The sequence below is a fragment of the Aeromonas tecta genome (assembly GCF_000820185.1).
Classification (GTDB): domain Bacteria; phylum Pseudomonadota; class Gammaproteobacteria; order Enterobacterales; family Aeromonadaceae; genus Aeromonas; species Aeromonas tecta.
This window is the reverse complement of the sequence record NZ_CDCA01000025.1, coordinates 372,130-386,399: the sequence shown is the minus strand read 5'-3', so window position 1 is coordinate 386,399 and position 14,270 is coordinate 372,130. Positions and strand designations below refer to the sequence as shown.

Annotated in this window: 14 protein-coding genes; 4 read left to right on the top strand and 10 right to left on the bottom strand. The window is 60.9% G+C overall.

Annotated elements, in window-relative coordinates; translation table 11 throughout:
- Positions 1-48 precede the first annotated feature (48 nt).
- The 5 genes from BN1137_RS10905 to BN1137_RS10885 are packed head-to-tail and all read right to left on the bottom strand — an operon-like array spanning position 49 to position 6,231.
- Positions 49-633, bottom strand: coding sequence for a nucleotidyltransferase family protein (locus BN1137_RS10905; protein WP_050718619.1), 585 nt, complete (start codon positions 631-633; stop codon positions 49-51).
- Between the two features lie 43 nt (positions 634-676).
- Entirely contained in the window at positions 677-1,666 is a 990-nt protein-coding gene (locus BN1137_RS10900) for an XdhC family protein (RefSeq protein WP_050718618.1), read from the bottom strand.
- Positions 1,659-2,876, bottom strand: a complete 1,218-nt coding sequence (locus BN1137_RS10895) for a c-type cytochrome (protein ID WP_050718617.1) — start codon at positions 2,874-2,876, stop codon at positions 1,659-1,661. Before BN1137_RS10895 ends, BN1137_RS10900 begins: the two co-directional genes overlap by 8 nt.
- Positions 2,873-3,403, bottom strand: coding sequence for a (2Fe-2S)-binding protein (locus tag BN1137_RS10890; protein ID WP_050718616.1), 531 nt, complete (start codon positions 3,401-3,403; stop codon positions 2,873-2,875). Before BN1137_RS10890 ends, BN1137_RS10895 begins: the two co-directional genes overlap by 4 nt.
- A complete protein-coding gene (locus tag BN1137_RS10885) occupies positions 3,400-6,231 on the bottom strand; it encodes a xanthine dehydrogenase family protein molybdopterin-binding subunit (RefSeq protein WP_050718615.1) in 2,832 nt (943 codons plus the stop codon). The genes BN1137_RS10890 and BN1137_RS10885 overlap by 4 nt, the downstream gene beginning before the upstream one ends.
- Before the next feature lie 524 nt (positions 6,232-6,755).
- Here BN1137_RS10885 and glnS point away from each other — a divergent pair.
- A complete protein-coding gene (gene glnS, locus BN1137_RS10875) occupies positions 6,756-8,417 on the top strand; it encodes a glutamine--tRNA ligase (RefSeq protein WP_050718613.1) in 1,662 nt (553 codons plus the stop codon).
- A gap of 102 nt (positions 8,418-8,519) precedes the next feature.
- Here glnS and fur read toward each other — a convergent pair whose 3' ends face one another.
- Positions 8,520-8,948 carry a ferric iron uptake transcriptional regulator gene (gene fur, locus BN1137_RS10870; protein WP_050718612.1) on the bottom strand — a complete coding sequence of 143 codons (429 nt, stop codon included), beginning with the start codon at positions 8,946-8,948 and terminating at the stop codon, positions 8,520-8,522.
- A 244-nt stretch (positions 8,949-9,192) separates the two neighbouring features.
- On the opposite strand from fur, the gene BN1137_RS10865 reads away from it, so the two are divergent.
- A complete protein-coding gene (locus BN1137_RS10865) occupies positions 9,193-9,669 on the top strand; it encodes a DUF4442 domain-containing protein (RefSeq protein WP_050718611.1) in 477 nt (158 codons plus the stop codon).
- Positions 9,670-9,732: 63 nt separating this feature from the next.
- On the opposite strand, the gene fldA is transcribed toward BN1137_RS10865, so the two are convergent.
- From fldA to BN1137_RS10845, 4 genes are read right to left on the bottom strand one after another with little or no spacing between them, the layout of a single operon-like run.
- The gene (gene fldA / locus BN1137_RS10860) at positions 9,733-10,257 is read right to left on the bottom strand and encodes a flavodoxin FldA (RefSeq protein ID WP_050718610.1); all 525 of its coding nucleotides are present in this window, start codon (positions 10,255-10,257) and stop codon (positions 9,733-9,735) included.
- Positions 10,258-10,296: 39 nt separating this feature from the next.
- Positions 10,297-10,593: a LexA regulated protein gene (gene ybfE / locus BN1137_RS10855; RefSeq protein WP_042651364.1), complete on the bottom strand. Its 297-nt coding sequence runs from the start codon at positions 10,591-10,593 to the stop codon at positions 10,297-10,299.
- Between the two features lie 20 nt (positions 10,594-10,613).
- Complete coding sequence (locus tag BN1137_RS10850; RefSeq protein WP_050718609.1) at positions 10,614-10,835, bottom strand: DUF2788 domain-containing protein; 222 nt, start codon at positions 10,833-10,835, stop codon at positions 10,614-10,616.
- A gap of 55 nt (positions 10,836-10,890) precedes the next feature.
- Entirely contained in the window at positions 10,891-11,655 is a 765-nt protein-coding gene (locus tag BN1137_RS10845) for an alpha/beta fold hydrolase (RefSeq protein WP_050718670.1), read from the bottom strand.
- Between the two features lie 288 nt (positions 11,656-11,943).
- Between BN1137_RS10845 and seqA the strand changes: the two genes are divergently transcribed.
- Together seqA and pgm are read left to right on the top strand one after the other, a co-directional pair.
- Positions 11,944-12,450: a replication initiation negative regulator SeqA gene (gene seqA, locus BN1137_RS10840; protein ID WP_050718608.1), complete on the top strand. Its 507-nt coding sequence runs from the start codon at positions 11,944-11,946 to the stop codon at positions 12,448-12,450.
- A 54-nt stretch (positions 12,451-12,504) separates the two neighbouring features.
- Positions 12,505-14,169: a phosphoglucomutase (alpha-D-glucose-1,6-bisphosphate-dependent) gene (gene pgm, locus BN1137_RS10835; RefSeq protein ID WP_050718607.1), complete on the top strand. Its 1,665-nt coding sequence runs from the start codon at positions 12,505-12,507 to the stop codon at positions 14,167-14,169.
- Positions 14,170-14,270 lie beyond the last annotated feature (101 nt).

Genomic DNA, 14,270 nt, shown 5'->3' with positions numbered 1-14,270 from the left:
TGGCACTGTTTAGTTAAAAAAACTGCCATAAAAGGACGGGTCTGTGGGTCAGAGCGGGTCACTTGGCCAGAGCGGATCGCCTGGCCAGTCGATGTCTTGTACGCAGCCGGGATCATTGAGTGGCAGGCAGCGCAGGCGAGCCTGGTGACGTGCCACTATGCTCTGCGCTCCTTGCTCACCGCTGAGACTGGCCAGCTCGGGCAGCAAGTCGGCGGGGAAGCTGACGGGGTGTCCCGGTTGCCCCAGGTGAAGGGGGCGCACTATCTCCAGGCCCGACTGGGCGGCCTGGAGCGCTCGCAGGCTGGCGGATGAGAGATGGGGCATGTCGGCCAGGGCGATGGTCAGGCTGTGCACTGGTCGGCCGCTCGCCAACAGGGTACGCACGCCATGGGCCAGACTGTCCCCCAGGCCGCCGTCGAGGGGCACCTGGGTGAGCTCGGCACCGCAATCCGCCAGCAGACGGCGCAGCGCTTCATCGTCACGGCGCAGCACCACCAGCACGTGGTCATGATAAGAGAGCAGGGGAGCTAGGGTGCGCAGGATCAGCGGCGGTGAACCGGCGAGGCGCTTGTCGCTGCCGTAGCGGCGGGAGAAACCCGCGGCCAGCAGCAGGGCAACCCGTTCAGGTGGCATCTGGGGTGCTCCTTAATGTATTTCCATGCAGGGCGCGTCCGGCTCAGGCCGCATGGGTGGTGCGCCTCAAGGTAATGCCCTGGCGCACGGCGATCAGCTCGGCCAGCACGGCGATGGCGATCTCGATCGGGGTCTTGCTGCCGATGGGCAGCCCGATCGGCGCGTGGATCCGTGCAAGCTGGCTCTCGCTCGCCTCGCCAATTCGCTGCAGCCGCTCCAGCCGGCGCGCACTGGTACGTATTGAGCCCATGGCGCCGAGGTAGAAGGCTTCTGACTCGAGCCCCGCCATCAGGCCGGCATCGTCGATCCTGGGATCGTGCGCCAGCGCGAGCACGGCGCTCTGGGCCGTGGCGTGGCGCTCGACGAAGCGCTCGGGATCGCACCACTCCACTTCGATGCCGCCTTGCTCCGGCCCCCAGTGCCAGTCGGCGCGGTACTGCTCACGGGTATCGCACAGCCGCACCTCGAAGCCGGCGGCCTGGCCGAGCCGCGCCACCTGCTCGCTCACCTGGCTGATGCCGAGCAGCAGCAGGCGCCAGCGCTGGGCGTAGGCGAGCCGTACCCTGCCTGGTTCGTCCTGCTCGCACTGGCCCTGGTGCTCGCCGGCGAGATAGCAGCGAACTCCTTGCTCAAGCAGCACCTCCCGCACGAAGGGGAGGCCCCCTTGCAGCCGGGTCAGCCACTCATCCAGATCCGCCATGGCCGCGTCGCCGGTGAGGCGCTCGACCAGCAGCCGAATGCGGCCGCCGCACGGCAGCTCGAACGCGCTGCCGTCGGGGGCGAGATGGGCGCCATAGTCCAGCAGGCTTAAGGTTGAGTCATGCTCCCCCCTCGCCAACATGTCGACGAAGGCATCTTCGATGCAACCACCGGAGATGGAGCCGCTGCGGCTCGCGCCGTCGGTGGCGAACAGGGCCCCCTTTGGACGGGGGGCCGAGCCGTAGGTGTCGACTATGCTGCACAGCCAGATGCATTTTCCCTGGGCGAGCCAGGCGAGGCTCTGGCGCAGCACCTCCAGCTGACCATTACTCATCGTGCGTCCCGACGATCTCCTGCCTGAGCGTCTTGATGTCGTCGGCAGTCAGGGTCGAGGGCTGATGGGCCCAGGTCTGGCGCAGGAAATTCACCAGATCCGCCAGTTGCTGTTCATTGAGCTCCTTGGCGTAGCTTGGCATGGGGGCGAAGCGCTCGGTCTGGCTGTAGCTCTGGGCCGGGATCCCGCGCAGCAGCACCGCCAGGGTATTGGTCGGCGTCTTCTGATCCAGGGTGGCGTTGGTGTACATGGACGGCGTCACGTTCGGCTTGCCCTGACCCTCCTGGCCGTGGCAACCGGCGCAGTAGCTGTTGTAGAGCGCATAGCCGGGGTGCGCGCTATCCAGTGTGACCGGCTTGGGTTCTGGCACAGGCAGCGGGGTATCGCTATCGAGCAGGTAGCTGGTGACGGCGTGCATGTCCTCGTCGGTCAGGTAGGCGAAGCTCTTCTCGACCACGGGATACATGCCGGCGAAGACGCCGCCCTTGACCGAGTAGCCCTTGCGCAGCAGCTTGGTCAGGGAGTCATGGGTCCAGCCCTGGCGCCTGAGCTCGGTGGCGGTGATCTCCGGCGCCATCACCCCCTCGATCATGCTGCCCTTGAGGTAGTTGGCTTCGTCCATCGCCATAAACACATTGCGCGGCGTGTGGCACTCGCCACAGTGGCCCAGTCCATCCACCAGGTAGCGGCCCCGATTCCAGTTGCTGCTCTTGGCCGGATCCGGTTGGAAGGCGCTGTCGTCGTGCGCCACCAGGTTCCAGGCCAGCAGACCGGTACGTATGTTGAAGGGGAAGGAGACGCCGTTGTCACGGTTCGGGGTGGCGGCGGGCCTGGTCTGCATGAAGTAGGCGTAGAGCGCCTTCATGTCCTCATCCGTGACCAGATGATAGGAGGTGTAGGGCATGGCGGGATAGAGCCGCCCCTTGGGGGCATCGCCGTTATGCATCACCTCGCGAAACTGCTCATAGCTGTACTGGCCGATGCCGTGGGTCTTGTCCGAGCTGATGTTGGTGGAGTAGACGACGCCAAAGGGCGTCTCGAAGCCGAGCCCGCCCGCGTACTTCTGGCCGCCTTCTGTGGTGTGGCAGGCGGCGCAGTCGCCGACCTTGGAGAGGTAGGCCCCTTGTGCCACCAGGGGATCTTGTGCCTCGGCCCCGTGCACAGCGCCTGCACCAAGCAGCAGTGCGAATGTGAGTCTGGAAAGCATCATGTGCGTACTACCCCCTCCGAGATCAACATGGCCTTGACCCCCTCGTAATACTTCTTGTAACCGGTGCAGCGGCAGACGTGATCTTTAAGCGCATCCTCGATGGTGGACTCGAGATCGGCCATGGCCACCGGCTGTTTGCGCAGACGCTCGAGCAGCACCGTGGTCTCGTTGACGAAGCCCGAGGTGCACCAGCCGCACTGGAAGGAGAAGTGGTCGAGGAAGGTCTTCTGCACCGGGCTCAGGGCGATCACCTTGCCCATGCCGTTGCGTTTGGCATGGCCTTCTACTGTGCGTATGCGCTGGCCGTTGAAGCGGCCCACCCCATTGATGCAGGTGCGCACGCTCTCGCTGGTGCCATTCGCACCGTCGATGACGATGGTGCAGGCATGGCAGACACCGACGCCACAGCCAAACTTGGTACCGGTCAGGTTCACATACTCGTGCAGGAAGTCGATCATCATGGTGTTGTCATCCACGTCGATCGGGCCAATGAGACGGTCGTTGATGGTCATGTTTACGGTGATCATTGGATGGCCTTCTGAATGTCGGTTGCAGTGACGGGAAGATGATAGAAGCGGGTACCGCTCGCCTGATAGATGGCTTCGACCAGGGCGGCGACGACGGGGATCATCACCACTTCGCCGATGCCCTTGGTGGCATCGGTGGGGGAGAGGGGCTCCAGCAGGGTGTGGGTCAGGTTCCAGACCGGCAGTTGATGCGCCAGCGGCACCTGATAGCGGTTCAGGTTCCAGGTGCCGTTGCCCGGCCCCTCTTGTCCTGGCGGCAGGTATTCATACAGGGCATGGCCGACGCCCATGGCGAGGCCACCCTGGATCTGGCCTTCCACCAGTTCGGGAACGATGACCCGGCCGGCGTCCAGCCAGCTGTGCGCAGACAGGATATGCACCTTGCCGGATCCCTTCTCCAGCGCGATCTCGACCAGGGTGGCGCAGGGGGCGTAGTAGGTCACCATGGCGTTGTTCAGACTGGTGCTGGGGTAGTGAGCCTGGGTGCGTTCGAGCAGGTGATAGCCGCTGGCATCGGCCTGTGCCCGCAGCTCGCTGCTGGCTCCCTCGCCGTAGCGCAGCGCCAGCGCATCGATGGGCAGGCGCTTGCTCTGACCCTCGATGGTGAAGTCGCATTCGGCCCAGGCCCAGCGGTTGAAGGTGTGCACCATGGCGCCGGTGATGAGGCCGTTGGCGTGGGCATGGGCTGCCAGCAGGGAGAGCGGCAGTGGTGGCATGCCACGGGTCGTCAGCCCCGCCGGGGTCCAGCTCGCTTCGCTGGAGGGGCCCAGATCCAGGCCCGCCTGACCGACGAAATACTGCTTGCGCCAGATGGCGGTCGCCGCTGGCCAGAGTGTCTGCTCAAACAGGAGACGGGCCGCCGCGACAGTGGCGTGGCTCTGGAAGTAGGAGGAGATGGAGGCCGAGGAGGCCTGCGGAATGGCCAGGGTCCAGCGCGGGTTCTTTTGCATCTCGTCCTGGCGTTCCTGGGAGATGATGTAGGGGTTGTCGGTCTCTTCCAGCTTGAAGCTTTCCCAGAGCGCGATTTCGGCGAGATCTATGGTGTCGGCCGGTTGGCCGAAGTAGCGGCTGACGATCTCTGCCTGAGAGGTCTGGATCCCGGTCCCCATCTCCATGCCACTGATTTTAAGCAGGATCTCCCCCTTGCTGGTCAGCTCGACGCAGGCCGATGGCGCCACGGCGCCGGTGCCATAGTCCTTGGTGGTGATGCTGAACCCTGTGCCGTGCAGGCGATCGGGGTGCTGGGCCTCGTAGGCCTGCTTCCTGGCCTCACGCTGGGCCCAAGCCTCGTGTTGCCCGGCCATCGCCAGGATCTCGGGGTAACGGTTGTTGCCCTCGGGGATGGCTCCCTGGGTATTGGGCTGGCCGGGCTTGATCAGGTTGCGGCGCCGCAGCTCCAGCGGATCTATTTTGAGCAGCGCGGCGGCCTCGTTGATCATCATCTCCATGGCCGCCATGGTTTGCAGGGAGCCATAGCCCCGCATCGAGCCGCAATCCGGGTTCTCGGATGGCATGGCGACCGCCGTGATGTCGTTCTTGGGCAGGTAGTAGACCCCCTGAATGGCGCTGGCGCCCACGCTGGTCACGGAGCCGGTGAAGTTCAAGCGACCGCCACCGTCCACCGTCATGGAGGAGATGAGGGCACGGAACTGGCCGCTCTGCTTGTCGAGCACCAGCTTGTTTTTCATGTTGAACGGATGACGCTTGAGGCCACCCTGGAACTGCTCGAAACGGTCGTTGGCCAGGCGTACCGGGCCGTTGCCATAGATGGCGGCGAGCAGGCCATAGAAGGGGAAAATGGTGTGATCCTTGGCCCCGAAGCCACCGCCGATGAAGGGGGAGTGCACCACCAGCTTGTCGACCTTGCCTGCCAGCGGCCCCTTGGCCAGCATCTCGGCGGCTTCGTAGTAGAAGTCGTGTGGGGACTGGGTGCTCACCACCAGATGCATGGTGCGCGCCTTGGCGTCGAACCAGCCGTTGAAGTTTTCCGGCTCCATCATCATAGGTTCGATGAACTGGGTCTGGTAGGTGCGATCCAGCACCAGGGCGTCGTCGGCTTCCAGCTCCTTGTGCACCAGCCCGGCCTGATACATGCCCTGCTCACCCGCATTACCATCGGCCTTGGGGGTCGGCCATACCGGCTGGTGATTGGCGATGGCCGGGAAGAATAGGCCGTTTTTCAAGGCGCTGTATTGATCGGCCATGCCGAGCTTGCCCTCGATCCGGATGATGCGCCAGCAGGCCCAGGGATCGCGGGAGGCGGCGACCAGCGGCGTCACATCGCCGTAGCGCACCACCTTGTCATTGAATTGCAGCGTCTGCTTGGCCCGGTTGAAGGTGGCAAAGTCCGGGAAGAGGAGCATGGCGGCGGCCTGGCCCAGATAGTCCGGGGTAGCGCCTTCGCTCACCATCATGTTGATGCCGTAGAAGGAGGGCAGCTCGACGCCGTCGCGCAGCAGATCGACTGCGGTGATCACCCGACTGGGCTGGGCGTTGGCAGGCAGCATGGAGAGATCCAGCCCCAGATAGCGGTGATCCGCCTTGTCGAGCCGGATCAGCAGCGCATGTTGCTGCTGGGACGGCCAGCCAGCCAAGTCCTGCGCACGATAGTCCCGGCTGTAGATCTTCTGGCCGGTGACCTTGGCCAGGCCGTCGCTGCGAAACTTGACTTTGCCGCCCTGTTTCCACTGGCCGAGCAAGGCGGGATCGAAGACCTCGTCCTCCATGCCGGACAACGAGAGGTTCGCGAGAAGAGGGGCGCTGTAGACGGCGATGCCGGCGATGACGCACTGCTTGATGAATTCACGTCTTGATAAGGGATAGGACATGGCTTCGCTACCTGTGTGAGGATGAGGCGTGTGGCATGGGGAAAGGGAGGGGGACAGCGTTGTCGACCATCTTCCCTGATGTCGCAGTAGAGAATGATAGAGTTATAAATAGGATACTAGGATGATGCGGTTTGGAAAATGCCTAGTTTTTGTTTATGCCAACTTGGTCCAATTTGGTGGCGTGATGCGCTGGTTGTTGACGTTTGGTTTCACGTTATTGAAGTTTGATAGCGAAATGGCAACGATAAACAGCGTTTTATTCGTACTCATAAGCGGCCCTCCATATTCAAGCGGCGCGCCTCATCTGTTTTTCCAGCGCAGTAATTGCCCCGATGGCGGCTCAATAAAGTGAGCATGGGCGAGCGAACCCAGCACAGTTTCCTTGAGAATGGGGTCTGTCGTGCTACCACACAGGGCGCGGCGGCAAATTCCTGTTGAGCCTCGTGGGTGAATAGTGGATCATTGACGGTTTCTAAGCGGGGGCGCGCGGTTGCCCCATGAGCTGAGACTTTCGAGGTGAATTCATGAGCGAGGCGAGCAGCCCAACCAACTTTATCCGTCAGATCATCGATGAAGATCTGGCCAGCGGTAAGCACAAGAGCGTGCATACCCGTTTTCCACCTGAGCCGAACGGTTATCTGCACATCGGTCACGCCAAGTCCATCTGCCTGAACTTCGGCATCGCCCGTGACTATCAGGGCCAGTGCAACCTGCGCTTCGATGACACCAACCCGGCGAAGGAAGACATCGAGTTCGTGGAGTCCATCAAGCAGGACGTACAGTGGCTCGGCTTCCAGTGGAGCGGCGAGATCTGCTACTCCTCCGATTATTTCGACAAGCTGCACGGCTACGCCATTGAGCTCATCGAGAAGGGTCTGGCCTATGTGGACGAGCTCTCCCCCGAGCAGATGCGCGAGTATCGTGGCACCTTGACCGAAGCCGGCAAGAACAGCCCGTTCCGCGATCGCAGCGTCGAAGAGAACCTGGCGCTGTTTGCCAAGATGAAGAACGGCGAAATGGCCGAGGGCAGCGCCTGCCTGCGTGCCAAGATCGACATGGCATCCCCCTTCATGGTGATGCGCGATCCCGTCATCTATCGCATCAAGTTTGCCCACCATCACCAGACAGGTGACAAGTGGTGCATCTACCCGATGTATGACTTCACCCACTGCATCTCGGACGCCCTGGAGGGGATCACCCACTCCCTCTGTACCCTGGAGTTCCAGGACAACCGCCGTCTGTATGACTGGGTGCTGGACAACATCAGCATCGATTGCCACCCCCGTCAGTACGAGTTCTCCCGTCTGAACCTCGAATACACCGTCATGTCCAAGCGCAAGCTGAACCTGCTGGTGACCGAAGGGCACGTCAGCGGTTGGGATGATCCGCGCATGCTGACCGTGTCCGGTCTGCGTCGTCGTGGCTATACCCCGGCCTCCATCCGCGAGTTCTGCAAACGCATCGGCGTGACCAAGCAGGACAACATCGTCGAGATGAGCATGCTGGAAGCCTGCATCCGCGAGGATCTCAACGAGAACGCCCCGCGTGCCATGGCCGTGCTGCATCCGCTGAAGGTGGTGATCGAGAACCTGGCGGCCGACGAGGTGCTGATTGCACCTGCGCACCCGAACAATGCCGAGATGGGCACGCGTGAACTGCCCTTTGGCCGCGAGATCTTCATCGATGAAGCAGACTTCAAGGAAGAGGCGAACAAGCAGTTCAAGCGGCTGGTGCTGGGCAAGGAAGTACGCCTGCGCAACGCCTACGTCATCAAGGCCGAGCGGGTCGAGAAGGATGCGGATGGCAAGGTGACTTGCGTCTATTGCTCCTACGATCCGGAAACGCTAGGCAAGGATCCGGCCGATGGCCGCAAGGTGAAGGGCGTGATCCACTGGGTCAGTGCCACTCACTCCCTGCCGGCGGAGATCCGTCTCTACGATCGCCTGTTCAAGATGCCGAACCCGGCGGCCGAAGATGACTTCGAGGCAGCGCTCAACCCCGACTCCTTGGTGATCATCGAAGGCGCCCGGGTCGAAGCGTCCTTGAAAGATGCCAAGCCGGAGTTTGCTTACCAGTTCGAGCGCGAAGGCTACTTCTGCGCCGACAACAAGCTCTCCAGCGCTGAGCACCTGGTGTTCAACCGCACCGTCGCCTTGCGCGACGTCTGGGGCAAGGCCGAAGGCTGATAGCCAGAGAAGGGCAGGGGAGTCCCTGCCTTTTTAGCGGATAACGGATACAAAAAAGCCAGCATGATGCTGGCTTTTTTCTTGCCTGTTACGCCTGCTGCGTTATTCGTCGTGCTTGCAATCGCCGTTGGCACAGTGACCATAGAGGTAGAGGCTATGGTTGGTCAGGCGGATGTTGTGCGCCTTGGCGATGTCGCGCTGACGCTGCTCGATCACCTCGTCGGAGAACTCGATCACCTTGCCGCAGTCGAGGCAGACCAGGTGGTCGTGGTGTTCCTGGGTCGCCAGCTCGAACACCGACTTGCCGCCTTCGAAGTGGTGACGGGTGACGATACCAGCATCATCAAACTGGTTGAGAACACGATAGACGGTAGCGAGACCAATCTCCTCACCCTGTTCGATCAGCCGTTTGTACAGATCTTCCGCACTGGTGTGCTGGCAGTCCGGTTGCTGCAGGATTTCCAGGATTTTGACACGGGGCAAGGTGATCTTGAGCCCGGCCTTTTTTAACGCTTGGTTGTTGTCTGCCATATTCTATTTATTCGCATTCTCGAAGGTGTGGTTATTCTGATTGACTGCCGAAGGAATGGCAACCACGAACTCGTATGGCCTGACATTATAGGTCGTAGCCAACTCAAAAATAAACCCAGTGATTCAAGGGGTTTAGCACATTTGCTCCCGGTGGAAGATAAATATACCCAGCTGTGGTTAGGCTTGCTCCGCGAGAGAATGTTGATAATATGTAATATCTCTATTGTCTGGTCGGATGAGATCCATGGATTGGCTTTTTGGCAACGCGGCCTGGGTGCGCCACGCCCTCAACGCCTGGCCTCCCTTCTGGGGAGCGGGCATCAAAATTGACACCCTGAGCGATGACTTTCGCTACTGCCGGGTCACCCTGAAATCACGCTGGTGGAACAAGAACGCCAACCGGACCCAGTTCGGTGGCAGCATGTTTGCCATGACGGATCCCATCTATCCACTGATGCTGATGGGCCATTTCAAGAATCGCTATTACGTCTGGGACAAGGCGGGCAGCATCAACTACATCAAACCGGGCAAGGGGATACTGGTGGCCGAGTTCAATCTGACCGATGCCAAACTGGCGTCGATCGTGGCGGCGACCGAGCGGGGAGACAAACATTTCCCCGAGTTCGAGGTGACGGTACAGGACAAGCAGGGCGAGCTGGTGGCGCAGATCAAACGCACCCTCTATGTGCGGCCCAAGCCGGAGCACAGGGTTGCCGAGTAGGGCGCAGTGATAAGCACAAACAACAAGGGCCCCAGCGGGGCCCTTGTTGTCAGAGGAGATAAATCAGGCCAGTTCAGCCAGATTCAGCTCTTCGTGCAGCTGTTTGCACCAGCCCTTGACGCGCTCGGCAGTCAGCTCCGGCTGGCGATCTTCATCGATGCCCAGACCGACGAAGTGCTTGTCATCGACCAGTGCCTTGGACGCTTCGAACTCATAGCCGGCGGTCGGCCAGTGGCCAACGATGATGGCGCCCTTGGCTTCGACGATGTCACGCAGGGTGCCCATGGCGTCGAGGAAGTACTCAGAATAGTCTTCCTGATCGCCGCAGCCGAAGATGGCTACCAGCTTGTTGGTGAAGTCGATCTCTTCCAGCTCAGGGAAGAAGTCATCCCAGTCAGCTTGAGACTCGCCGTAGTACCAAGTCGGGATGCCAAACATCAGCAGATCGAAATTGGCGATGTCAGCCTTGCTGCTCTTGGCAATGTCATGGACTTCAATGAGTTGCTTGCCCAGTTCTTTCTGGATCATCTTGGCGACAGCTTCGGTATTACCGGTATCGCTGCCGAAAAACAGACCTACACTAGCCATAGTGTTTAGTTACCCGTATTTGGTGTTAATGCTAACGGTTCAGATTGCGATGCCTGCTGCAAAAGCAGACTCAATCTGTTGCTTCAAGATAGATTGGATCAGCTCGGCTCGGCTGACGTTCTGTTGCAGCGCAAGTTGGTTCAGGCGCTCCAGCAACTCGGCCTCCACCTTTAACTCTACCCGTTTCAGGCCGTTCTCCCGATCGCGCTTGAGCTGGTTGCGCTTGTTGATCTTGAGTTGGGTCTCACGGGGGAGTGGATTGGTCTTTGGCCTGCCGGGGCGCTTCTCAGTTGCGAACAGATCCAGTGTTGTTCGATCAGTTTGCTGTTTGGCCATACGTCACAGATGAAAAGTAGTTAGCCGATCCCTGAGCCTTCCCAGCCCATTTCGATCAGCCCCTTGGCGACAAAACCCGCGCAACCCAGAAACAGAACCAGCCAGACGATGAGACGACCGAAACGGGGCACATTGCCGCGTTTGAGCACATCTTGAATGGCCAGACCAATCAGCAGGAAGATGGCCACGAAGAACAGCTTCAGGCCCAGACTCTCGATCAGATCGATGTGTTCATTCAGCATGGATTGCGCGCACTCCTTATGAGGGCCGCACTATATCACAAAGGATTTGAAACTGTTAACCGCCTATCGACAGGAAATCCACAACCAATTTGTTGAACAATGCCGGCTTTTCGGCGTGCAGCCAGTGGCCGGTTCCGGCGATGACTCGGGCGTTGGCGGCCGGGAACTGGGCCGTCACCATGCCCGTGTATTCGGGCAGTACATAGTCCGAATCTCCCCCCTTGATGAACAGGGTCGGTCCCTCAAAGCGGGTCTGGTCGTCGGGCCAGCCCATGATGTTGGCGTAATTGCGCTCGAGGGCCGGCACATTGAAACGCCAGCCCCACCCGGACTCACTTTTGGCGAAGGATTTGAGCAGGAACTGGCGCACCCCGGGGATCTCGATGTGCTGGGCCAGCAGGGCTTCGGCCTCGTTGCGGCTCTGGGGCGGGTTGGCCAGTGTGGCATTGAGGCCGGCGAACACATTTCGGTGGCGGGCGTGGGGATAGGCCACCGGCGCGATATCGGCTACCACCAGTTTGCGGATGCGAGCAGGCGCCAGCTTGGCGAGCTGCATCGCCACCTTGCCGCCCATGGAGTGGCCCACTATCGCCACCTGCGCTAGGCCGAGGTGGTCGAGCAGGGCGAGTACGTCGGCGGCCTGCTGGGGATAGGTCATTTCATCTGAGTGGAAGGAGGCGCCGTGGTTGCGCAAGTCCAGGCTGATGACGCGAAACTGTTCGCTCAAGGGGCGTGCCAGCAGGCCGAGGTTGTCCAGGCTGCCAAACAGGCCGTGGATCAGGATGACGGCAGGGCCCTGGCCCTGCTCCTTGAAGTTCAAAAGCTGTTTGTGTTGCAAAATAACACCTTATCGGTCGTGGGCTGCGCCGCCAGATTCTTAACGCACTGAAAGAAAAGGATTTCATTATTTTGGAATGAATATTCTGTGGTTTTCTTCCAAAAAATGAGTCCAGGATCGGCTATCAGTGCGGGGGATCACACACTTGGTCCCGCATTATGCCGTATTCTCGATGAGATTCATGCACATCTGCCGGCCACTCCCTTGGGCTGCCGGGTTTGCCTATGTATAATCGCCGCATCCGAATTTCGACGAGTCCAGCGCATCCCTATGAAAACCATTGAGCTTGATGACGATCTCTACTTCTACATCGCCAGCCAGACCCGGCACATCGGCGAGAGTGCCTCCGATATCCTGCGCCGTCTGCTGGAGCATCCCACCCAGGCAGGCGCCCCCGTGGTTGCCGAGCCGGTAGTGTTGGCTCAGCCCGTGGCCGATGCCATGGGGTTGCAGGCACTGCTCGACTCCGGCGCCTTGCAGCAGGAAGAGAAGTCCATCAACCGCTTCATGCTGGTACTGACCACCCTCTATCGGGACAACCCGGAGAGCTTCACCCAGGCGACCGAGATCAAGGGGCGCAAGCGCGTCTATTTCTCCCGCGATCCGGAGGCGCTGCGAGCCAGTGGCAGCACCACTAAACCCAAGCAGGTGCCGGATACCCCGTTCTGGGTTATCACCAATACCAACACCAGCCGCAAGCAGAACATGGTGGCCCAGCTGATGGCCAGCATGGGTTATGACGAGGATTTGACTGCTCGGGTGTGCGCAGCGGTTTAACGATTCACAAGACTTAAGGCCTTGTCAGACAAGGCCTCGCTCAAGGAAAACGTCATGGCACAGCATCCCCACGCCGGCAAGCCGGCTCGCCTCAGCGACTTGACCAACATTCCCCGTCTGGTCAGCGCTTACTACCTCAACAAGCCGGACATGAGCCGCCCCGAGCAACGGGTAGCCTTTGGCACCTCCGGCCATCGTGGCAGCGCCCTGCACAACGCCTTCACCGAATCCCACATCCTGGCGGTGACTCAGGCGCTGGTGGAGTATCGCCAGCAGGCCGGCATCCAGGGGCCGCTGTTTGTCGGCATGGATACCCACGCCCTGTCGGAATCCGCCTTTGCCAGTGCGGTGGAAGTGCTGGCGGCCAATGGCGTCGAGACCCGTATTCAGGCCGGGCTTGGCTTCACGCCGACCCCAGTCATCTCCCATGCCATTCTGCGCCACAATTCCGGTAAAGAAGGGGCGGGCAAACCGGCGGCGCTGGCGGACGGTGTGGTGATCACCCCGTCCCACAACCCGCCGGAAGACGGTGGTTTCAAGTACAACCCGCCACACGGTGGCCCCGCCGAGGGCGAGATCACCAAGTGGGTGGAAGACAGGGCCAACGCCATTCTGGAAGCGAACCTCGCCGGCGTGAAGCGGATGCCGTTCACCGAGGCGCTCAAGAGCCCGCTGGTGGTCGAGCACGACTACGTCACCCCTTATGTGGACGATCTGGAAAACGTGCTGGACCTGGACGCCATCAAGCGGGCCGGCATCAAGATCGGGGTGGATCCCCTCGGCGGCTCCGGCGTCGCCTATTGGGACGTGATCGCCAAGCGCTATGATCTCGACATCGAAGTAGTCAACTACCGCGTCGATCCGACCTTCTCCTTCATGACCCTGGACAAGGACGGCAAGATCCGGATGGATTGCTCCAGCCCCTTCGCCATGGCGGGTCTGATTGCACTGAAAGACAAGTTCGACATCGCCCTTGGCAACGATCCTGACTACGACCGTCACGGCATCGTCACGAAATCCGGCCTGATGAACCCGAACCACTATCTGGCGGTGGCCATCCAGTATCTGTTCACCCACAGAACCGGTTGGGCCAAAGAAGCGGCCGTCGGCAAGACGCTGGTCTCTTCCTCCATGATCGACCGGGTCGCCGGCGAGATTGGTCGCACCCTGAAAGAGGTGCCGGTCGGCTTCAAGTGGTTCGTGGACGGCCTCTACAGCGGCGAGTTCGGCTTTGGCGGCGAGGAGAGCGCGGGCGCCTCCTTCCTGCGCAAGGACGGCAGCGTCTGGACCACCGACAAGGATGGCTTCATCCTGGCCCTGCTGGCGGCCGAAATTCTGGCGGTGACCGGCAAGGATCCCCAGGCGCACTACGATGCCCTTGAGGCCAAGTTTGGTCGCTCCAGCTACCGCCGCATCGACGCCCCGGCCAACAGCGCGCAAAAAGCCGTGCTGTCCAAGCTGGATCCGGCGCTGGTGGAAGCCTCCAGCCTGGCCGGTGACCCCATCCTCGCCAAGCTGACCAAGGCCCCCGGCAACGACGCCGCCATCGGTGGCCTCAAGGTGGTGACCGAGTTCGGCTGGTTCGCGGCGCGTCCCTCCGGTACCGAGTCCATCTACAAGATCTACATGGAGAGCTTCAAAGGCGAAGCACACCTGGATCTTATCCAGCAGGAGGCGCAGCAGATCGTCTCCGCCGCCCTGGCCAAGGCCGGCGTCTGACGCCATCTAGCCGATGGGCTGAGTCGAGTCGCGCGATATAACGCGATAGAAAAAGAGGAGCCCCGGTGGCTCCTCTTCTTTATGTCGTTTTTTACGCAGAT

Excerpts from the sequence above, each read along its gene's own strand:
- BN1137_RS10900 (WP_050718618.1), bottom strand. The coding sequence starts at position 1,666 with ATGAGTAATGGTCAGCTGGAGGTGCTGCGCCAGAGCCTCGCCTGGCTC.
- BN1137_RS10885 (WP_050718615.1), bottom strand. The coding sequence starts at position 6,231 with ATGTCCTATCCCTTATCAAGACGTGAATTCATCAAGCAGTGCGTCATC.
- BN1137_RS10890 (WP_050718616.1), bottom strand. The coding sequence starts at position 3,403 with ATGATCACCGTAAACATGACCATCAACGACCGTCTCATTGGCCCGATC.
- seqA (WP_050718608.1), top strand. The coding sequence starts at position 11,944 with ATGAAAACCATTGAGCTTGATGACGATCTCTACTTCTACATCGCCAGC.
- pgm (WP_050718607.1), top strand. The coding sequence starts at position 12,505 with ATGGCACAGCATCCCCACGCCGGCAAGCCGGCTCGCCTCAGCGACTTG.
- fldA (WP_050718610.1), bottom strand. The coding sequence starts at position 10,257 with ATGGCTAGTGTAGGTCTGTTTTTCGGCAGCGATACCGGTAATACCGAA.
- BN1137_RS10850 (WP_050718609.1), bottom strand. The coding sequence starts at position 10,835 with ATGCTGAATGAACACATCGATCTGATCGAGAGTCTGGGCCTGAAGCTG.
- glnS (WP_050718613.1), top strand. The coding sequence starts at position 6,756 with ATGAGCGAGGCGAGCAGCCCAACCAACTTTATCCGTCAGATCATCGAT.
- BN1137_RS10865 (WP_050718611.1), top strand. The coding sequence starts at position 9,193 with ATGGATTGGCTTTTTGGCAACGCGGCCTGGGTGCGCCACGCCCTCAAC.
- BN1137_RS10905 (WP_050718619.1), bottom strand. The coding sequence starts at position 633 with ATGCCACCTGAACGGGTTGCCCTGCTGCTGGCCGCGGGTTTCTCCCGC.
- fur (WP_050718612.1), bottom strand. The coding sequence starts at position 8,948 with ATGGCAGACAACAACCAAGCGTTAAAAAAGGCCGGGCTCAAGATCACC.
- BN1137_RS10895 (WP_050718617.1), bottom strand. The coding sequence starts at position 2,876 with ATGATGCTTTCCAGACTCACATTCGCACTGCTGCTTGGTGCAGGCGCT.
- ybfE (WP_042651364.1), bottom strand. The coding sequence starts at position 10,593 with ATGGCCAAACAGCAAACTGATCGAACAACACTGGATCTGTTCGCAACT.